This is a genomic window from Pseudomonas frederiksbergensis (assembly GCF_003732705.1).
GTDB lineage: Bacteria > Pseudomonadota > Gammaproteobacteria > Pseudomonadales > Pseudomonadaceae > Aquipseudomonas > Aquipseudomonas frederiksbergensis_F.
Genome location: NZ_MOBR01000008.1, coordinates 475,526 through 495,837, shown reverse-complemented (window position 1 = coordinate 495,837; position 20,312 = coordinate 475,526). Strand labels below are relative to the sequence as shown.

Genomic DNA, 20,312 nt, shown 5'->3' with positions numbered 1-20,312 from the left:
CATAGGAAAAATCCTCGACAGGGTAACGCCGAGGCGTCGGTGTGGCGAGGGTGACGGTTACTTTGGTCGAACACAAAACCACAGGCGATGATGAACAACTGTGGCGAGGGGGTTTCTAACGTTTGCGATGGAAGCGCCACGCCATCAAACCCAACACCACCAAACCCAATACCCCGGCAATCGCCCACAACAACTGATCATCACTGATCAACGGCTTCTCAATCCGCAAATACCCCGGCTGCAGCAGCAACTCGCGCATCGCTTTGTTCGCTTCTTCCAGTGTCACGCCCTGCAGTTCCTTGGCCGGGTCGGTGAAGCGGCCGTCCTCGTAGTCGCCGAGCGCGCTCCAGTAGTAATCGGCCAGCGCGCTGTTGCCTTGCACGGCCCAGGACTGGCGGGCGATGGCGGCTTGTTTGAGGCGATCAAAGGTCTCGGTATCGAGGCCGTTCTTGAGCAACTCGGCCTTCATGTCCTCCAGCACTTGCTCGGCTTCGGCCACGTTTTCGCGCTCAAGGTCGGCGTTCAGGCTCATGAAACCGACACTGCCGAACAGCTCGCGCTCAGCCCAGGGGCCATAGGACAAGCCATGGGCCAGACGCATCTGCCGATACAACGCCCAGTCCAGATAATCCTTGAGCAAGTCGAAGGTTTGATCGGGGATGTCTTCCAGCACCGGTTCCGGGACCAGCCAGTGCAATTTCGCACCGCCACCGACAAACCCGTGAATCAAGCTGCGCTCATGGGCGGCGCTGGCGTTGATGTCCGGCAGCGGCAGATGATCGGTGGGATCGACCGCTTCAAGCGCGCCATAAGCCCGTTCCAGATAGGCCGGCAGCAACTTGTCGAGGTCGCCGACCACGATCAGGGTCATGTTGTTCGGTGCGTACCAGGCCTTGCGCACCGTCTCCAGTTGCTCGCGGGTCAGGTGACCGACCTCGGCACGCTCAGGGCATTTAAGGCCCAGTTCCACGGCGAGCTGATTGCTGGCCGTGTGGCCAAGGTCCTGACGATCCATCCAGCGCTGCAAGTGTGAGTAGTGACCGCCATCTTCGCGCTCGACCACTTGCTTGGCAGCGTTGATCGCGTTGTCGTCGAATTTGGTCTGGGTCAGCAATGCCAGCAGCAGGTCGAGGACCTTACGCTGGTTTTTCGCCGGGGCTTCGATGACGAATGTGGTGTCGGCGTTGCTGGTGTAGGCGTTCCATTCACCGCCCAGCGCCTGCATGCGCTCCTCCAGACCACCTTCGCCGCTGGCGTCGATGCCGCTGAACAGCAAGTGTTCGAGCAGGTGTGGCAGCTCTTTGTCGCCGCATTTGAAGTCATCAATGCCGACGCCAACCACCAGGCGAATCGCCACATGCCCGCGATCGGTGCCGGGCTTGAGCAGCAATTGCAGCCCGTTGGGCAGGGCATAGCCTTCGACCTGGAAACGGTCCAGGGCGAACGACGGGAATGAACCGAGCAACAGACAGGCGAACAACAGGCAACGCATAACGAGCTTCCATACGGCTGATTGGAGATCCGTGTCGTCAGTCAGGCCGTCTTCGCAAGCAGGCTCGCTCCCACATTGAAATACATTCCCCTGTGGGAGCGAGCCTGCTCGCGAATGGCCTGAATGGCTGAACCACTGTAACTGACTGACCACACCGCCAGACGTTCAAGGCGAATGTGTGATGTCAGCCAAATCGTCAGCCGCCAGCGCTCCGGTGTCGGCCGTTTCCAAGACCGCGTAGGCGCTGCTACAGAACAGCGAATTCAAGCGTTTCATGTCGGCAATCAGTTCAAGGTGCAACGAACTGGTTTCGATACTTTGCACGATCTTACGTTGCAATCGGCTGACATGGGCATGGGCCAAGCGGCGTTCCTGTGCGCGAAAGCGACGTTTCTCGCGTAGCAACTGACGCGCGCTTTCCGGATCGCTGCTGAGGAACACCGACAACCCCAGGCGCAAATTGGAGATCAACTGACTGTGCAGCCCCGCCAACTCTTCCAGGCCCACCTCGGAAAAGGACCGGCGCTGTGAAGTCTTCTGCTGCTGAACCTTGCGCAGCATGCGTTCGATCAGGTCGCTGGCCAATTTGAGGTTGATCGCCAGTTCGATGATTTCCGCCCAGCGCCGACTGTCCTGATCGCTGAGGTCTTCCCTGGGCATCTGCGCCAGATAGAGCTTGATGGCGCTGTAGAGCGCCTCGACGTCATCGGTGTGGCGGCGCATTTCCTGGGTCACGGCAGTTTGTTTGCCGTGTAGCACATCGAGCATGGCTTCGAGCATGTTGTCGATGAGGTCGCCGATGCGCAGGGTTTCCCGGGCGGCGTTGGCCAGCGCCAGGCTCGGGGTGACCAGCGCGGTGGCGTCGAGGTGCCGGGGTTTGGCCATGCCATTGAGTTCCGGGCGCTCTGGCAGCAGCCAGGCGCAAAGCTTCGCCATTGGCCCGACGCTCGGCAACAGGATCAGGCAGCGTGCGGTGTTGTAGAGCAGGTGAAAGCCGATGACCATTTCCTGCGAGCTGAAGTCCAGGCTGTCGATCCAGTGCACCAACGGGTCGAGCACCGGGATGATCAGCAGCAGACCAATCAGTTTGTACAACAGGCTGCCCAGCGCCACCTGACGGCCGGCGGCGTTCTGCATGCTGGTGCTCATGAAGGCGAGCACACCGCTGCCGATGTTGGCGCCGATCACCAGACCGATGGCCACTGGCAGACTGATCACGCCGGCGCCGGCCAGGGTCGCGGTCAGCAGGACAGCGGCCAGGCTGGAGTAGGAAATCATTGCGAACAGCGCGCCAATCAGGGCATCGAGCAGGATGTCGCCGGTCAGGGAGGCGAAGATCACCTTCACCCCTTGGGCGTGGGTGATCGGGGCGGCGGCTTCGACGATCAGTTGCAGCGCGAGGATGATCAGCCCCAGGCCGATGGCGACCCGGCCCATTTGTCCGACGCGGGTCTGTTTGCGCGACAGGAAGAAAATCACCCCGAGGAAAATCAGCAGCGGCGACAGCCACGACAGGTCGAACGTCAGCACTCGCGCCATCAACGCAGTACCGACGTCGGCCCCAAGCATGGTGGCCAGGGCCGGGGTCAGCGCCATCAGGCCCTGACCGACGAACGAGGTAACGAGCATCGCGGTGGCGTTGCTGCTCTGGACCATGGCGGTCACGACAATGCCGGCGATAAATGCCAGCCCACGCTTGGACATGTTCTGGCCAATCACATGGCGCAGGTTGGAACCGTAGACCCGCAGGATGCCGGTTCGGACGATGTGCGTGCCCCAGATCAGCAAGGTCACGGCGGATAGCAAATTGAGCAGGGTCAGCATGCTGGGCCCCCTGTGGTGGTAGCGTCCCAAAGGGACAAGTTGACGGTGCCGCGCGACGTTCTACGTTCTGTACTTAAGCTGTAGTTGGCTAACGGTCTGGGCGCCAGCATCGCATAGCTAAAGAAGTGATTGAAACAAAACTGTCATAAAAACAGCTTGATGCAGATATGAAATAGGAGTTCAAGGACAGAAATTCACCGTACACCTTGTGGAAGCGAGCCTGCTCGCGAAGGCGGCCCGAAATTCAATGTCAATGTTGAGCCACCCAGAGTTCAATCGCTGAAATGGTCCTCGCCCAACCCCACGTCGATCAGATATTTCGCTGTCTCGGGATTTCGCTCATCGCAGCGGACGTAGCATTTGATGTGCAGGATCAAGCTGTACTTGTGCGGAATCAAGAGGATGACTCCGTCCAGTTGTTCGAAGAGCTTGGCCTGAAGCCGCACTTTGTCTTCTTCGGTTTCTATCTTGAGCCAATCATTGCCTTGCACAGACTCTGGAGCCCACCCGGCCTTTTTAAACATCTGCTGTAGCTCATCAAGGAGCTTTACAGCTTGTTCGAATGGCACGGTTTCCATCATTGGCGATGTAGTCAGCGTGATCGCCTTGAATTCGGACCATCCAATCGCGCCAAACTGGGTGGCTGGCAAGGTGAAGCCATGTTGTTTGTCATCAAAGGTAATAACGACCGGCGTGCTGATCCAGGTGGAGCTTGGGTGAGGTGGATCACTCGGATAAATGGCGGTTTCGTCCTTTACTGGAAAGGTCGAGTCGCTCGCCACCGTGTCGAAACTCTTGCCGATGTGGATAGCAATGTGTTCCGGGCCGCGACCGAAATAAAACGCCAAAGCGGCGGCAACCAACAAAACGACAACAGCACCATAGCTATTTCGCTTGAACATCAGTTGATGCCTCCGCCGTTCGCAATGTCGGTAATGGATTGCTTCAACTTTGCTCGGGAAGCCGGTTCTTTGAGCAATGCGTCAAATTGAGTGGCGGCGCGTAAGACAAACTCCATTCTCTGATTCTTGTCGGCCAGGTTGGCAAGCGGATTACTACCGAAAGCCACTTTCCTATTGTCTGGAGCTTTGCATTGGCTAGCGAGCGTCAGCTGGATTTCTTCTGCCGCCCCTGGCAGTAAACCCGTCACTACCGAGATGACATCGCCCCCATGAGTGCCCCGCATCAGCGTAGCGAAATGGGTTTCATCGTACATGGCAGGTTGCAGAATATTGACTTGCTCGTGTGTCGCCATCCGCTCAACGCTACCCTTGATGTCACCGTCGTCAATGGCTTTGAAGGTTGCATAGATCTCAGGGGTATCTGCGCCAAACTCCACTTTCCCAGCAATCGGCCACATCACATCTTTCACAATGCCTCGTCGACTTTTCAGGCACATCTCCATTTCCTTGTAACCGCGCACCATAAAAAACCGGTGCAGCGGATAAACATCCAGGAACAACGAGGTGTTCCCCAATGCCAACATTTCGTACACATAATCCAGTTGTTGTTGGACTACCGATCGAGGGTTATCGCCCAAGGTAATGTCTTCGGTGGGCAGTGGATTGGCGGCTCGGGCTCTTTCCAATTCCTTTTCCACTTCAGGGTCAGTCTTGCTGAACTTGAACCCAAACCCTTCAAAAAGGGTTTCCGATTTGGCAGTTCGCAATTTCTCCTGCGCAGCCTTTTGCGCCGCAACAGCCGTTTGCAATTTGGTGGCGTGGATCAACCCACACCCCACTTGCTTCGATGCAAACGCGGCCAACCCCGCCCACTGAAACCGGTTGTCCGCCAGCCACAATTGCGCATACGCCGCGTTGATCTTGCGATTGCGCGCCTGTGGGTCGGCGATCAGTACGCCGCCCGGCGCCACCCAGTCTTCGGCTTCTTTCTGGAACCTGCGCCACAGGCAGTTACAAGTCAGTAGCGGCACTTCGACGCGAGTTTTCGGGTTGGGGCCGCCGGTGGTGGTTTCGCGTTTGCAGGTGGGCAATTCGCAGGTGCTGTCCCAGAGTTTTTTCATGTCCAGGTCGTCGGGGGCAATGCATTGTCCGGTCATTTCTTTCTTCCTTGAGGCTCAGACAGTCCAGCGGACGACGGCAAGGTCGGGCTGCAGGGTGGCGACGCTTTGGGTCATACCCTGGGCGTTGGTCTGACCTTTGACGATGCGGCCTTCGGCGGTTTCGATTTCATAGCCCTGCTCGGCAATGGGTTCGCTGTTGCCGGCGCTGACGGCTTTGAACTCCACCAATGGCTGGCCAATGATCGGCAGGGGCGGGATAAACGGCGCAGCGGTGTGACTGTCGCCGATGATGACGTTGCCGGAACCACCGACCACAACGCCGCCATGACTGGCGGTGCTATTAACGGTGGTGGCATTCAGGCCGTTAATGAACACCGTTGAAGAGAAACCGCCACTGAGGGCTTGGCCGCACGTGCATTTGTCGCTGACACGAGCCGCTGCAAGACTGTTGAAGAAAACGTCGGGCGAACCGCTGGCAATGGGGTTGGTGCCATGTCCCGGAAGCGGGCAGGTGGTCGGGTCCGTGACGCGTGCGGCGGGTTTTCCAGACATGTGCATTCCTTGGCGTTGTCGTTTGGTGCGAGGGAGACGCTAACCATCGAAGCCCGACAGGTCAACCTTTGGACGCTATTGCAGAGCATCGGGGGAGTTTGGCGTTTTGGATAGTGCAAAAAAATGTGGGAGCGAGCTTGCTCGCGAAGGCGGTGTGTCAGCCGATATTGAAATCGACTGACACACCGCCTTCGCGAGCAAGCCCGCTCCCACAGGGTTAGCAGAGCTGCGGCATTCGGGTTATTGACCCGGAATGTCCTTGCGCAGTTTCACCGGGTCTTGCTGTTTTTTCTTTTTCGCAATCGCGGTGCGCATCTTGATGTTGATCGCTTCCACCGCCAGCGAGAACGCCATGGCGAAGTAGACGTAGCCTTTTGGCACGTGCACGTCGAAGGATTCGGCAATCAGCACGGTACCGACGATCAACAGGAACGACAGCGCCAGCATTTTCAGCGACGGGTGCTTGTCGATGAATTCGCTGATGGTGCCCGAAGCCCACATCATCACCAGCACGGCCACGATAATCGCCGCGACCATGACCGGTACGTGGGAGACCATGCCGACGGCGGTGATCACCGAGTCCAGCGAGAACACGATGTCGATGATCGCGATCTGAATGATCGTGTAGAGGAAGTTGCCACCCTTGCCGCCCGGCTCCTCGCTGGTTTCGTCTTCGCCTTCCAGTGCGTGGTACATCTCTTGCGAACTCTTCCACAGCAGGAACAGACCACCGAAGAACAAAATCAGGTCACGCCCGGAAATCCCCTGGCCGAACACTTCGAACAGGTCGGCAGTGAGGCGCATGACCCAGGTGATCGACAGCAGCAACAGGATCCGCGTGACCATGGCCAGGGCCAGGCCGAAAATCCGGGTCCGCTGTTGCATGTGCTTAGGCATGCGGCTGACCAGGATCGAGATCATGATGATGTTATCGATGCCCAGGACGATCTCCAGGGCAGTCAGGGTGAAGAAGGCAACCCAGATTTCAGGGTTGGTCAGCCATTCCATGTGTATTCCTTTGAGCGAGTGTTAAACCACGAAGGGCCCGGGCTTCAAACCGCAAAGCCTGGACCCGTCATGGTGAGTCTTGGGCTTATAGAGTGCTGAATACCGGAAAGATCCCCATCAGCAACGCTGCAACCAGTATGCACATGCACACCAGTACTGCCCATTTGAGGGTAAAGCGCTGGTGATCACCAAATTCGATACCGGCCAGGGCCACCAACAGGTAAGTCGATGGAACCAGCGGGCTCAGCAAGTGGACGGGCTGACCGACGATCGAGGCACGCGCCATTTCTACCGCGGTTATACCGTAGTGACTGGCGGCTTCGGCAAGTACTGGTAACACGCCGTAATAAAATGCGTCGTTGGACATGAAGAAGGTGAACGGCATGCTCACCAGCGCCGTGATCACCGCCAGGTACGGGCCGAGGAAGTCCGGAATCACCGCCAGCAAGCTTTTCGACATGGCATCGACCATGCCGGTGCCCGACAGGATACCGGTGAAGATACCGGCCGCGAAGATCAAACCGACCACCGCCAGCACGCTACCGGCGTGGGCAGCAACGCGGTCTTTCTGCTGTTGCAGGCACGGGTAGTTGACGATCATCGCAATACTGAACGCCACCATGAACAGCACCGGCAGCGGCAACAGGCCGGCGATCAGGGTGCACATCAGGGCGATGGTCAACGCGCCGTTGAACCAGATCAGCTTCGGACGACGGGCATCCGGGAACTGGGAAACGCTGATTTCGCTGTGGTCCACTTCGTCGCCGGCCAGGTGCAATTCACCCAGACGCGCACGCTCGCGTTTACCGTAGAAGTAGGCAATCGCCAGGATCGCCACCACACCGGCCAGCATCGCCGGGATCATCGGTACGAAGATGTCGGACGGGTCCACATGCAGCGCACTCGCCGCACGAGCGGTCGGGCCGCCCCACGGTGTCATGTTCATCACGCCACCGGCGAGGATGATCAGGCCAGCCATGATTCGCGGGCTCATGCCGATGCGGCTGTAGAGCGGCAGCATGGCGGCCACGCAGATCATATAAGTGGTCGCGCCGTCACCATCGAGGGAAACAACGAGCGCCAGAACGGCGGTACCGACCGAAACTTTCAACGGGTCGCCCTTGACCAGTTTAAGGATCTTGCGCACGGCCGGGTCAAACAGGCCGGAGTCGATCATCAGGGCGAAGTACAGAATGGCGAACATCAGCATCACGCCGGTCGGCGCAAGCTTGGTGATGCCTTCGAGCATCATCGGGCCGATCTTCGGCGCAAAACCGCCGAACAGGGCAAAGATGATTGGAATGATGATCAGGGCAATCAGCGCGGACAGGCGCTTGGTCATGATCAGGAACATGAACGTGATGACCATGGCAAAGCCAAGGAAAGTCAGCATGGGAATACTCCAGGCGTAGCGCGGCTAGGGAATGGGCGAACCGGGTGGGGTCAGCGCAGAACGGGAAGCACGAGGCGTACGGGCGGAGTTGCAGCAAAGCGGCGGGTAGCAGAGGACATCAGAATCACCATTGTTGTTGTTAATTGGGCCGTGCGAGCGATAAAACACAGGCATTGGCCAACCGGTCTGTTGCCGGTAGTGGGGCGATCCTAATGGGGAAAGCTTTCATCAAGCTTTCGCTGGTGAAAGCATTGACCGGGTGTACGACCGGTCGTCGGACGGAAGGTAAGCGAGTTGAAGCATTCGCGAGCAGGCTCGCTCCCACAGGGGTACGCATTCCAATGTGGGAGCGAGCCTGCTCGCGAAGCGGTGAACAATGATGAGGAGTGAACACCATGGGCGACATCCATACCGGCGGCTGCCATTGCGGACATCTGCGCTATCAATTCAGCGGGCCGCTGCACGACATCGCCCACTGCCATTGCTCGATTTGCCGGCGAGTCAGTGGCGGAATCGTGACTACCTGGATCACCGTGCCCGCCGCAACGTTTGAATGGAAGGGCGGGACACCCGCGCGGTACGACTCTTCTGAACACTGCGCGCGATATTTCTGCCCGACCTGCGGGGCGCAGGTTGCCCTGATCACGCAGCTCAGCCCCGAGAGCATCGACCTGACCATCGCCACCCTCGATCATCCTGAAAACGCCCCGGCCGACCGGCACATCTGGACCGACAGCCGCTTGCCCTGGCTGCATCTGGACGAACATCTGCCCAGTGAAGCCGAGGAAACAATCTGATCAGAAAATAGACAGGTTCAACGGCCGGATCGCGCCCATCCACACCGCGTGCTCGGTGTGGTCGAGCAGGTCATCGCCGGTGTCAGGGTGCAAGAACACCACCAAGCCGTTGCGATTGAGCACCAGCCACGGCAGCACCTCGCCGATGAGTTCCGGCCCGAACGCCAGTTGGCAGCTCCAGTCAGGGTGCGGCCCGACCGGGCGTTCGTGCACGCGGCCCATTTTCAGCGGGAACAGCTGCGCCGCCTGCTCGCACAAGGCCCGGGCCTGGTCGATGGTGCTGGCGTCGAAATAGACGTGGGCGTGGTAGCCCGTGATTGGCTGCATTTGAACCTCTCGAAATCCTGGTCGAACCCTCACCGCTTCCTACAGGTCACACGCCATATAGGTAGGAAACAAGGAACCCAGCCATGAAAAATGCCGAAACCCCGGTGGTGAAAGTGGTGCTCTATGGTGCCATGAGTAGCCTGGGCAGTGCGCTGATGGCTGAAATGCTGCGGCGCCAGCATGAAGTGATCGCGATTCTCGATGACCTGACGGCACTGGCGCCTCGACCGGGCCTGCGCACCAAGAACGGCGATCTGTTCGACGCCGGACGGGTCAAGCAAAGCGTGGCCGGCGCTTCGGCGGTGATCTGTTTACTAGACGCACCAGGGCTGCCAATCAACAGCGAACACGTGGAAAAAACCATCGTACCCGGCCCGGTCGAGCAGGTGCTGGCAGTGGATGCGTTGATCGACGGTATGCAAGCCGCCGGTATAAACCGGTTGTTTGTGGTGGGGCATTTCGAGGAATTAGACGAGCCGGAAGTGGAGGACGACCTTCAGCACCATGCCGCCGAAGAAATCCTCGACGCCCTGCAAAGCAGCGGTCTGCAATGGACGTTGGTGGACGCCCCGCGTGGGGTCGCCGGGTTGACCATCGAGCATTTCAGCCAGGTCAGCAGCAGCCTGGAGACAGGTCTGGCCGAGCCGCTTGAGCGGTTGAACCGTGTGGCCGTGGGTATTGCCGATGAGATGCGGTTGAATCTGCATCTCGGGGAGCATGTGAGTTTTGTGGCGGCTTCGGAACCTTAAAGATCGCAGCCTTCGGCAGCACCTACAGGTGCGATTTTTTGCCCTTTCACACCGCAATCGACGGAAACGGCAAACCGGTCAACGACTGCGCGCTGCTGGCCTGCTCAGCCATCAACCAATCCACAAATTGTTTGATCAACACACCACGCCGTTTGCGCTGAGGCAACACAACGTAATAACCCAACCGGGAAATCACCGTGTCGGCAATCGGCCGGCATAACAAACCCTGAGCCAGCAAGTTATCCACAAGGTGCCGCCAACCGATGGCCACGCCCTGGCCGCCAATCGCGGCCTGGATCAACAAGGTGTAATTGTCGAAACGCAGTTGTCCCGGCGCCGGCGCCGAAGTTATCCCCAATTCCCGGAACACGCCGCTCCAGTCGAACCAGTTGCTGCTGTTTTCACCCCGCAGGTGCAGCAGCGGCAAATCCAGCAACGACTGGACTGGTAGGGGCAGGGCGCGGTCCTTCAACAATAGCGGGCTGCACACCGGGAACACTTCTTCGCTGAACAGCCAATGGCTTTCGCCCTGTTTAAAACGTCCATCGCCGAACAACACCGCCACGTCGATATCGGTGCGCAGCATATTGTGATTGCGCTCACTGGTGACCAGGCTGACATCGACCTGAGGATTGGCTTCGTGAAAGCGGTGCAGGCGCGGCATCAACCAATAGGCGGCGAAGGCGAAATCGGTGGCGACTTGCAGCACCTCATGGGACTGCTGTGCGCTGATTGCGCTCAATCCGGCGTCGATATTCTGCAAACCGAGCTGAACCTGCTCGAAAAGGATCATCCCGGTCTCGGTCAATTCGATACCGCGATAGATGCGGTCGAACAACCGTGTGCCCAGTTGTTCCTCCAATCGTTTGATCTGCTGACTGATGGCCGGCTGCGTGGTACCCAGCTCCACGGCAGCCGCAGTAAAGCTGTGCTGACGCGCCGCCGATTCGAAGGCACGCAGCAAATCGAGGGACAAATCACCGAGGGCGTCATACATAAGCTGTGCTTATCCTAGTCATTGCCTGGCATGGGCTTTACCACAAAGAGCATGGCCTACATGCTCGGTCGCAGCACTCTCGCATAAATATTCACTATGGAATGCCGCGATCACATGAAGCGCAAGAATATTCTTTTCATCATGGCCGATCAGATGGCCGCGCCAATGTTGCCGTTCTACGGCCCTTCGCCCATCAAACTCCCGAATCTCAGTCGCCTCGCCGCCGAAGGCGTGGTGTTCGACGCCGCGTATTGCAACAGCCCGTTGTGCGCGCCGTCGCGGTTTACCCTGGTCAGCGGTCAGTTGCCGAGCAAGATCGGCGCCTACGACAACGCGGCCGATTTCCCCGCCGACGTACCGACTTATGCCCACTACCTGCGTCGCCTCGGTTACCGCACCGCGCTGTCGGGCAAGATGCATTTTTGCGGCCCGGATCAGCTCCACGGCTATGAAGAACGCCTGACCAGTGACATCTACCCGGCCGACTACGGCTGGTCAGTGAACTGGGACGAACCGGACGTGCGCCCGACCTGGTATCACAACATGTCGTCGGTGCTGCAAGCCGGGCCGTGCGTGCGCACCAATCAGCTGGATTTCGATGAAGAGGTGGTGTTCAAGGCCCAGCAGTACCTGTTCGATCACATCCGCGAGGATGGCGATCAGCCGTTCTGCCTGACCGTTTCGATGACTCACCCACACGACCCGTACACCATTCCCAAGCCTTTTTGGGATATGTACGACGACGCCGACATCCCGTTGCCTACGACGCCGGCCCAGACTGAACTCGACCCGCACTCCCAGCGTTTGCTCAAGGTTTATGACCTGTGGGACAAACCATTGCCTGTGGATAAGATTCGCGACGCGCGCCGTGCGTATTTCGGAGCGTGCAGCTATATCGACAGCAACGTCGGCAAACTCCTGCAAACCCTCGAAGAAACAGGCCTGATCGATGACACCATCATTGTCTTCTCCGGCGACCATGGCGACATGCTCGGCGAACGTGGCCTCTGGTACAAAATGCATTGGTTCGAAATGGCTGCCCGGGTCCCGCTGTTGATAAGTGCGCCGGGGCAATTCGGGGCGGGGCGGGTGAGTGCGGCGGTTTCCACGGCGGATCTGTTGCCGACCTTCGTCGAACTGGCGGGCGGAACGCTGGAAGCCAATCTGCCGATGGACGGCCGTTCACTGGTTTCACACCTGCAAGGGCAGGGCGGTCACGACGAAGTGTTCGGCGAATACATGGCCGAAGGCACCATAAGCCCATTGATGATGATCCGCCGTGGCGCCTACAAATTCATCTACAGCGAAGACGACCCTTGTCTACTCTTCGACGTACACAACGACCCGCGCGAGCAGGAAGAACTTAGCCAATCGCCTCAATATCGCCAGCTGTTCGACGATTTTCTCGCCGAAGCCCGGGCCAAATGGAATATTCCGGTGATCCATCAACAGGTCCTCGACAGCCAACGGCGCCGGCGCTTTGTTGCCGACGCCCTGACGATCGGCAAGCTGAAGAGCTGGGATCACCAGCCGCTGGTGGACGCCAGTCAGCAGTACATGCGCAACCACATCGACCTTGATGATCTGGAGCGCAAAGCACGTTATCCACAACCCTGCCAAAACCAATAATGTGAAGGGGAAGTCCATGCAAAGGTTATCCACAGTACTGACGGTCGGGCTCTTGGCCCTGAGCAGTGCATCGGTTTACGCCGATCAATGCGAGACGGTGAAAATGGCCGATCCGGGTTGGAGCGACATCGCCGCGACCAACGCCATCACCGGGTTTCTGCTGGACGGCATGGGCTACAAGGCCAAGGTCGACACCCTCGCGGTGCCGATTACCTTTGGCGGTTTGAAGGATGGTCAGGTGGATGTGTTCCTGGGTAACTGGATGCCGGCGCAGCAGGGCTTCTACGACAAGTTCGTGGCCACGGGGGACGTGACCCAACTGGCGAAGAACCTCGACGGCACTGAATTCACCTTGGCCGTCCCGGATTATGTGTGGGACGCGGGTGTGCATAACTTTGCCGACCTGAACAAATACGCCGACAAGTTCGACAAGAAAATCTACGGCATCGGCTCCGGCGCCCCGGCGAACATCTCGCTGCAGGACATCATCAAGAAAAACGACTTCGAGCTGGGCCAGTGGAAGCTGATTGAGTCCAGCGAGCAGGCGATGCTGGCCGAAGTGTCTCGCGCAGTGAAGAAACAGAAGTTCGTGACCTTCCTCGGCTGGACCCCGCACCCGATGAACGTGCAGCTGAAAATGCATTACCTGAAGGGCGGCGAGAAGTATTTCGGCGACACTGGCGCGGTTTATACACTGACCCGCAAAGGTTATGCACAGGCCTGTCCGAACGTCGGCAAGTTGCTCACCAACCTGAGTTTCACCCAGGAAATGGAGAACAGCATCATGGCCGAGGTGGTGAACAAGAAGGTCAGCAATGCCGAGGCGGTGAAGGCGTGGATCAAGGCCAATCCGGCGGTGCTGGATAAATGGCTGGATGGCGTGAAGACCGTGGATGGTAAAGATGCGTTGGGCGCGGTGAAAGCCAAGCTTTAACCCTCAACGCTGATCGTTCCCACGCTCCGCGTGGGAATGCCGCCATGGACGCTCCGCGTCCGCTTCGGGAGGTGACGCCGAGCGTCACGGGATGCATTCCCACGCAGAGCGTGGGAACGATCAGTCTCGTCCTGTTACCCTTTGCGCAAACTCCCACCCGAGAGGACCCATGGCCTTCCCCAGCCGCCATTCACTCTTCCCTTTTCTGACCTGGCTGCCGCGCCAGACCCGCGCCAGTGTCGGCCGGGATTTGATCGTCGGCCTCAGTGGCGCGATTCTCGCGCTGCCGCAATCCATTGCCTACGCGCTGATCGCCGGTCTCCCACCGGAATACGGCCTGTACGCCGCCATCATCCCGGTGTTGATTGCCTGCCTGTGGGGTTCGTCTTGGCATTTGATCTGCGGTCCTACGGCGGCCATTTCCATCGTTTTGTACGCCAGCGTCAGTCCTCTGGCCGTGCCGGCGACTCAGGACTACATCACGCTGATCCTGCTTCTTACGCTCCTTGCCGGCATTTTCCAGTGGTTGTTGGGGATGCTGCGTTTCGGCGCGCTGGTGAATTTCGTTTCGCACTCGGTGGTGCTGGGTTTCACCCTTGGTGCGGCAGTGGTGATCGCCATCGGCCAGATGCCCAACCTGCTGGGGCTGGACCTGCCCAACCAGGCCACGGCACTCAACAGCCTGATGACCTTGATCACTCACCTCGGGGCTGTGGATAAACCGTCGCTGGTGCTGGGCCTGGCCACAGTAGTGGTCGGTATTGTTCTGAAACTGCTGCTGCCGCGCTGGCCGACGCTGTTGATCACCTTGGTTTTGAGCGGTTTGCTGGTGTGGTTTTGGCCCGCGATGTTTGGCCATGTGAAATTGGTCAGTGCGTTTTTCGGACGGTTGCCGCCCTTCAGCGCGTTGCCGCTGGACCTGGAATTGATCCTGCGCCTGCTGCCGAGTGCCGTAGCGGTCGGCATGCTCGGATTGGTGACGAGTCTGTCGATTGCCCGCTCCTTATCGGCCCGCTCGCAGCAGTTGCTCGACGCCAATCAGGAAGTGCGCGCCCAAGGCTTATCGAACATGGTCGGGGCATTTTTTTCCGGGTCGCTGTCGGCCGGCTCCTTCACTCGCTCGGGCCTGAGCTACGAAGCGGGCGCCTGTTCGCCGCTGGCCGGGGTGTTCTCGGCGTTGTGGGTGGCGCTGTTCGCGATCTTCGGCGCCGGGTTGATCGCGCACATTCCGATCCCAGCCATGGCCGGCAGCATTCTATTGATCGCCTGGGGGTTGGTGGACCATCGTGGCATTCGTGCGTTGCTGCGGGTCAGCCGCGCCGAATTCCTGGTCATGGCCCTGACCTGTGTCGCCACGTTGCTGCTGGAATTGCAGACGGCGATCTATGCCGGGGTGTTGGCGTCGCTGTTCTTCTACCTCAAACGCACCTCGCAACCGCGGGTGCAGCACTGGCGCGATGGCGATGAAGACATCCTGCGGGTCGGCGGCTCGATCTTCTTTGGCGCCAGCCATTACCTGCAAGTGCGCCTGCAACGGATGCAAGGCGCGCGGGTAGTGATCGAGGCGCAGCACATTAATTTCATCGACTATTCGGGCGTGGAAATGCTGCATCAGGAGGCGCGGCGGTTGCTCAAACAGGACCGCAGCCTGACCTTGCGCGGGGCACGGCCGCCGGTGGTGGATGAGTTGAGGAAGCTCGAAGGGGCCGAGAAGTGCCCGATCCGATTCGAAGATTGAACTACCACCGCAACCCTGTAGGAGCGAGGCTTGCCCGCGAAGGCGTCCTCAGGTACGCCAAAAGCTTCGCGGGCAAGCCTCGCTCCTACAGGTTTATGCGGTACAGGGTTATGCGGCCAATTGCCGTCGAAGTTCGGCCAACACCGGCGCCGTGTCCGGCCGCACGCCGCGCCACAGGTAGAAGGCTTCCGCTGCCTGCTCGGCCAGCATCCCCAACCCATCCATCACCACCGCCGCGCCGTGCTCACTGGCCCAGCGGCAAAACGAAGTCGGCTCCTTGCCGTACATCATGTCGTAGCACAGCGTCCTGCCCGGCTCGATCAAACTTCCGGCAATCGGCGGTACATCGCCTGACAGACTGGCGGACGTCGCGTTGATGATCAGGTCCACCGGCTCTTGCAGCCAGTCGAAACCACTGGCGGACACCGGCCCCAGGTCGGCGAATAATTGCGCCAGCCGTTCGGCTTTTTCCACGGTGCGGTTGGCGATGATCAGCGACGCCGGTTGCTCGGCCAGCAACGGCTCCAACGCGCCGCGCACCGCGCCGCCGGCACCCAGCAGCAGGATGCGTTTGCCCTTGAGGCTGAAACCGGCGTTCACCGTCAGGTCGCGTACCAGCCCGGCGCCGTCGGTGTTGTCGCCCAACAACGTGCCGTCAGCCTGCTTGCTCAACGTGTTCACCGCGCCGGCCCGTTGCGCACGCGCCGTCAGGCTGTCGGCCAGACGAAACGCGTCTTCCTTGAACGGCACGGTGACATTCGCCCCACGACCCTCAACGAAAAATGCCCGGGCAAAGTCGGAAAAGTCGTCGAGGGGCGCCAGCGAGGTGCTGTAGTCCAATTGCTCACCGGTCTGCTCGGCAAACAGGCGATGAATCAGCGGCGACTTGCTGTGGCCAATCGGGTTACCGAATACGACGTAACGATCCATCAGGATTCCCCTCAGCCCTTGGCCAACCAATCGCGATCTTGCAGGAAATACTCGGTCAGGCGCGCTTCTTCGCTGCCCGGTTCAACCTTCCAGTCATAGCCCCAGCGGACTTGCGGCGGCAGGGACATCAGGATCGACTCGGTGCGACCGCCCGATTGCAGCCCGAACAACGTGCCACGGTCATAGACCAGGTTGAACTCGACGTATCGGCCACGGCGGAATTCCTGGAATTCCCGCTGTTTGGCGGTGAACGCATCATTCTTGCGGCGCTGCACGATCGGCAGGTAGGCCTCGATGAACGCGTCGCCAATGGCGCGCATGAAGGCGAAACTGGTGTCGAAGTCCCATTCGTTCAGGTCATCGAAAAACAGACCGCCGATGCCCCGAGGTTCGTGGCGATGCTTGATGTGGAAATAGGTGTCGCACCAGGCCTTGTAGCGCGGATAAACGTCCGGGCCGAACGGTGCGCAGGCTTTTTCGGCGACGCGGTGCCAGTGCACGCAATCTTCTTCATTGCCGTAGTAAGGCGTCAGGTCAAAGCCGCCGCCAAACCACCAGACCGGTTCTTCACCTTCTTTTTCGGCGATGAAAAAGCGCACGTTGGCGTGGGAAGTTGGCACATAAGGGTTGTGCGGGTGAATCACCAACGACACACCCAGCGCTTCGAAGCCGCGCCCGGCCAGTTCCGGCCGATGAGCGCTGGCGGACGGTGGGAGACCGCTGCCAAACACGTGGGAAAAGTTGACGCCGCCCTTTTCGATCACTGTGCCGTTTTCAATAACCCGGGTGCGACCGCCACCGCCGGCAGGGCGGGTCCAGGCGTCTTCGACGAAGCGCGTGCCGCCGTCCTCGGTTTCCAGGGCGGCGCAAATGCGGTCTTGCAGGTCGAGCAGGTAGGCTTTTACGGCCTCGGTGCGGGTCGTCATGTCATCACCTTGAATCGGGCAAAACTACGCGGCGCTCCATCGGAGCGGGGGCCGGCGCAAATGGGCGCGTAGCATAACATCGCAACCACGGCCGCCGCAGTTGACGAAGATCAAGCTTAGGAGTCCGATAGGGAGCTTCGTAAAACGACATTAGGAGAAGGCAGATGGCAAAGCGTATTGAGTTCCGCGCCCATGGCGGCCCCGAAGTACTCGAGTATGTCGATTACCAACCCGCCGAACCCGGCCCGCAGCAAGTTCGCGTCACCAACAAGGCCATCGGCCTGAACTTCATCGACACCTATTTCCGCAGCGGCCTCTATCCGCCGCCGGCGCTGCCGTCGGGCCTGGGCTCTGAAGGCGCGGGCGTGGTGGACGCGGTGGGCAGCGGCGTCACCCGCTTCAAGGTCGGCGATCGCGTGGCCTACGGCAGCGGTCCGTTGGGCGCTTACAGCCAGGTTCACGTCTTGCCGGAAGCCAATCTGGTGCTGCTGCCGGACGCCATCAGCTTCGAACAGGCTGCTGGTGTGATGCTCAAGGGCCTCACCGTGCAGTACCTGTTGCGTCAGACTTATGAACTCAAGGGTGGCGAAACCATCCTGTTCCACGCTGCGGCGGGCGGAGTGGGCTCCCTGGCTTGCCAGTGGGCCAAGGCGTTGGGCGTGAAGCTGATCGGCACCGTCAGTTCACCGGAGAAAGCCGCACTGGCCAAGGCCAACGGCGCTTGGGCGACCATCGATTACAGCTACGAAAACGTCGCACAACGAGTGCTGGAATTGACTGACGGGAAAAAAGTCCCGGTGGTGTACGACGGCGTGGGCAAGGACACCTGGCTGACGTCGCTGGACAGCGTGTCGACTCGGGGCCTGGTGGTGAGCTTCGGCAATGCGTCGGGCGCAGTGGATGGGGTCAACCTCGGGATTCTGGCGGCGAAGGGTTCGCTGTACGTGACCCGGCCGACCCTGGGCACCTACGCCAACAACGCCGAGAACCTGCAGCGCATGGCGGATGAGCTGTTTGAGATGATCATCAGCGGCAAATTGACGGTGGACATCAGCCAGACGTTTCCATTGGCTGAAGCGGCGAAGGCGCAGACCGAGATGTCGGCGCGGCGGACTACCGGTTCGATTGTTTTGTTGCCCTGACAGACGTCTTCGCGAGCAGGCTCGCTCCCACAGGGGAACGTATTCCAATGTGGGAGCGAGCCTGCTCGCGAATGGCCGCGCCGCGGTGTCAGCCCTGGCGCACCACATGCCCGGTCGCCAGATCCCGAATCACACTCGGGTTCTTGCGCCCACCGAGATTGCCGCCCAGCACGCCATCGATTTGCCCACGGAAGTACTGCTCGACGCGAATCCGCGTCCGCGCCGCCGGCCGGCCCTGCGGGTTGGCGGAGGTGGATACCAGCGGCCCGACCAGCGCGCACAAATCCCGCACCAGCGGATGATCGCTGACCCGCAGGGCCACGGTTTCATGCACGCCGGTAATCCATTGCGGCAACAGATTCTGGTGCGGCACCAGCCAGGTGTTCGGCCCCGGCCAGGTGCTGGCCATACGGTCCATCCACAGCTCCGGGAAGTCTTCGAAAAGAAAGTCGAACTGGCGAATGTTATCGGCCACCAGGATCAGGCCCTTATCCACGGCCCGGCCCTTGATCATCAATAAACGAACCACCGCCTCTTCGTCCCACGGGTCACAACCCAGGCCCCAGACGGCTTCGGTTGGATAGGCAATCACCGCCCCTGCGCGAACTGCTTGCGCGGCCTGCTGCACACGCCAACTGTTGACCATGAAAAAACTCTCCGGAATAAGCTCTGCGCAGTTTACCGATCTTCCTTATAAAACCTAGCTCACCCGCGCAAACCAGCGTCCGCTTTCGCACACCGCCCGGCCGTCCATTTCCAGTTCGGTCAACGCCGCCAGCACTTTGGGCAAGGCCCAGCCACTGCTGTGCGCCAACGCTTCACTGGTGTGTGGTGCCGCGTGCAGCAGCACCAACAATGGATGAGTCGCCTGCGGTGTTTCGCTGGATAACGGCAACTGTTGCCAGCCACGCAGGGCTTCGAGGATATGCTCGATGGTTTCCACCAACATCGCACCGTCGCGGATCAATTGATGGCAGCCCTTGGCGCCGGGGTGATGAATAGATCCTGGAATCGCGTAAACCTCGCGACCTTGCTCCGCCGCAAGCCTGGCGGTAATCAACGAACCGCTGGCGACACTGGCCTCAACCACCAGCACCCCAAGGGACAAACCACTGATGATCCGGTTGCGCCGGGGGAAGTTGCTGGCGGTCGGGCCGGCGTCCAGCGGGAACTCCGAAAGCACCGTGCTGCCCGAGGCAATCATGGCGTCCGCCAGTCTTCGGTTGCGCTGTGGATAAAACTTTTCAAGTCCCGTGCCAAGTACACCGACCGTTCGCCCGCCCACATCCAAAGCCGCTTGATGCGCGGCAGCATCAATGCCCAACGCCAGGCCACTGGTTATGACGAATCCGGCACCGGCCAGGCTGCGGGAAAACGCAGCAGCGGTGTCCATGCCAGGCCTCGACGCTCGACGACTGCCGACCATCGCCAACTGCGGTTTTTCCAGAATGCCCGGATCCCCAGCAACAAATAACAGGGGTGGTGCATCGCTGATTTCCGCCAGCAATGCCGGGTACTCGGGCTGGTCCCACATCAGCAAATGCTGGCCGGGGCGCTCTAGCCAGGCCAATGCGTGGCTGGCGCCATCACGAATCTCACTTGAGCGTCGCGCCTCGGCACTGGCCGCCGGCAATCCCAGCGCACGCCAGGCACTGGCCGGCGCGCTGATGGCTTTTGACGCCGAGCCGAAAGCTTCGAGCAGTTTTTTAAATCGCGCCGGTCCCAGTTCGGGCAAGCGATGCAAACGTAAACGAGCCTCCAGTTCCGCAGGGGAAACCGGGTTAAAAGCAGAGAGCGACATGGATCATCCTTGATCGTTATGAGCCCCGTTCAAACGGGAATAAGCTGTGG

19 protein-coding genes are annotated in these 20,312 nt (G+C 59.7%); 6 read left to right on the top strand and 13 right to left on the bottom strand.

What is annotated here, in order from left to right; genetic code table 11:
- Window positions 1-115 precede the first annotated feature (115 nt).
- From BK667_RS11405 to BK667_RS11375, 7 genes are all read right to left on the bottom strand, one after another.
- The gene (locus BK667_RS11405) at window positions 116-1,492 is read right to left on the bottom strand and encodes a M16 family metallopeptidase (RefSeq protein ID WP_123597638.1); all 1,377 of its coding nucleotides are present in this window, start codon (window positions 1,490-1,492) and stop codon (window positions 116-118) included.
- Window positions 1,493-1,657: 165 nt separating this feature from the next.
- On the bottom strand, window positions 1,658-3,316 hold the full coding sequence (locus BK667_RS11400) for a Na/Pi cotransporter family protein (protein ID WP_123515416.1): 1,659 nt from the start codon (window positions 3,314-3,316) through the stop codon (window positions 1,658-1,660).
- A gap of 272 nt (window positions 3,317-3,588) precedes the next feature.
- Window positions 3,589-4,218, bottom strand: a complete 630-nt coding sequence (locus tag BK667_RS11395; RefSeq protein ID WP_123597637.1) for a hypothetical protein — start codon at window positions 4,216-4,218, stop codon at window positions 3,589-3,591.
- On the bottom strand, window positions 4,218-5,375 hold the full coding sequence (locus BK667_RS11390) for a DUF2515 family protein (protein ID WP_123597636.1): 1,158 nt from the start codon (window positions 5,373-5,375) through the stop codon (window positions 4,218-4,220). The genes BK667_RS11395 and BK667_RS11390 overlap by 1 nt, the downstream gene beginning before the upstream one ends.
- Before the next feature lie 18 nt (window positions 5,376-5,393).
- Window positions 5,394-5,891, bottom strand: a complete 498-nt coding sequence (locus tag BK667_RS11385; protein WP_123597635.1) for a PAAR domain-containing protein — start codon at window positions 5,889-5,891, stop codon at window positions 5,394-5,396.
- A 240-nt stretch (window positions 5,892-6,131) separates the two neighbouring features.
- Entirely contained in the window at window positions 6,132-6,899 is a 768-nt protein-coding gene (locus BK667_RS11380; RefSeq protein WP_123408519.1) for a TerC family protein, read from the bottom strand.
- A gap of 85 nt (window positions 6,900-6,984) precedes the next feature.
- Complete coding sequence (locus BK667_RS11375; protein WP_054048056.1) at window positions 6,985-8,292, bottom strand: CitMHS family transporter; 1,308 nt, start codon at window positions 8,290-8,292, stop codon at window positions 6,985-6,987.
- A gap of 395 nt (window positions 8,293-8,687) precedes the next feature.
- On the opposite strand from BK667_RS11375, the gene BK667_RS11370 reads away from it, so the two are divergent.
- Complete coding sequence (locus BK667_RS11370; RefSeq protein WP_123597634.1) at window positions 8,688-9,089, top strand: GFA family protein; 402 nt, start codon at window positions 8,688-8,690, stop codon at window positions 9,087-9,089.
- Here BK667_RS11370 and BK667_RS11365 read toward each other — a convergent pair whose 3' ends face one another.
- Window positions 9,090-9,416 (bottom strand): DOPA 4,5-dioxygenase family protein, encoded by a 327-nt coding sequence (locus tag BK667_RS11365; protein WP_123515427.1) that lies wholly within the window; start codon window positions 9,414-9,416, stop codon window positions 9,090-9,092.
- 83 nt (window positions 9,417-9,499) lie between these two features.
- Between BK667_RS11365 and BK667_RS11360 the strand changes: the two genes are divergently transcribed.
- Complete coding sequence (locus BK667_RS11360; protein ID WP_123597633.1) at window positions 9,500-10,165, top strand: NAD(P)-dependent oxidoreductase; 666 nt, start codon at window positions 9,500-9,502, stop codon at window positions 10,163-10,165.
- A gap of 46 nt (window positions 10,166-10,211) precedes the next feature.
- Here BK667_RS11360 and BK667_RS11355 read toward each other — a convergent pair whose 3' ends face one another.
- The gene (locus tag BK667_RS11355; RefSeq protein ID WP_123597632.1) at window positions 10,212-11,162 is read right to left on the bottom strand and encodes a choline sulfate utilization transcriptional regulator; all 951 of its coding nucleotides are present in this window, start codon (window positions 11,160-11,162) and stop codon (window positions 10,212-10,214) included.
- A gap of 114 nt (window positions 11,163-11,276) precedes the next feature.
- On the opposite strand from BK667_RS11355, the gene betC reads away from it, so the two are divergent.
- From betC to BK667_RS11340, 3 genes are all read left to right on the top strand, one after another.
- Complete coding sequence (gene betC / locus BK667_RS11350) at window positions 11,277-12,791, top strand: choline-sulfatase (protein WP_123597631.1); 1,515 nt, start codon at window positions 11,277-11,279, stop codon at window positions 12,789-12,791.
- A 16-nt stretch (window positions 12,792-12,807) separates the two neighbouring features.
- Window positions 12,808-13,725: a choline ABC transporter substrate-binding protein gene (gene choX, locus BK667_RS11345; protein WP_123597630.1), complete on the top strand. Its 918-nt coding sequence runs from the start codon at window positions 12,808-12,810 to the stop codon at window positions 13,723-13,725.
- A 169-nt stretch (window positions 13,726-13,894) separates the two neighbouring features.
- Window positions 13,895-15,463: a SulP family inorganic anion transporter gene (locus BK667_RS11340; protein WP_123597685.1), complete on the top strand. Its 1,569-nt coding sequence runs from the start codon at window positions 13,895-13,897 to the stop codon at window positions 15,461-15,463.
- Between the two features lie 108 nt (window positions 15,464-15,571).
- On the opposite strand, the gene aroE is transcribed toward BK667_RS11340, so the two are convergent.
- Together aroE and hemF are read right to left on the bottom strand one after the other, a co-directional pair.
- Window positions 15,572-16,393: a shikimate dehydrogenase gene (aroE, locus tag BK667_RS11335; protein WP_123515437.1), complete on the bottom strand. Its 822-nt coding sequence runs from the start codon at window positions 16,391-16,393 to the stop codon at window positions 15,572-15,574.
- Between the two features lie 11 nt (window positions 16,394-16,404).
- Window positions 16,405-17,319 carry an oxygen-dependent coproporphyrinogen oxidase gene (hemF, locus tag BK667_RS11330; protein ID WP_123515439.1) on the bottom strand — a complete coding sequence of 305 codons (915 nt, stop codon included), beginning with the start codon at window positions 17,317-17,319 and terminating at the stop codon, window positions 16,405-16,407.
- A 164-nt stretch (window positions 17,320-17,483) separates the two neighbouring features.
- On the opposite strand from hemF, the gene BK667_RS11325 reads away from it, so the two are divergent.
- The gene (locus tag BK667_RS11325; RefSeq protein WP_123515441.1) at window positions 17,484-18,461 is read left to right on the top strand and encodes an NADPH:quinone reductase; all 978 of its coding nucleotides are present in this window, start codon (window positions 17,484-17,486) and stop codon (window positions 18,459-18,461) included.
- 88 nt (window positions 18,462-18,549) lie between these two features.
- Here BK667_RS11325 and tsaC read toward each other — a convergent pair whose 3' ends face one another.
- Window positions 18,550-19,107, bottom strand: a complete 558-nt coding sequence (gene tsaC / locus BK667_RS11320; protein WP_123515445.1) for an L-threonylcarbamoyladenylate synthase type 1 TsaC — start codon at window positions 19,105-19,107, stop codon at window positions 18,550-18,552.
- 54 nt (window positions 19,108-19,161) lie between these two features.
- Window positions 19,162-20,262 carry a DNA-processing protein DprA gene (gene dprA / locus BK667_RS11315; RefSeq protein WP_123597629.1) on the bottom strand — a complete coding sequence of 367 codons (1,101 nt, stop codon included), beginning with the start codon at window positions 20,260-20,262 and terminating at the stop codon, window positions 19,162-19,164.
- Window positions 20,263-20,312: the final 50 nt, after the last annotated feature.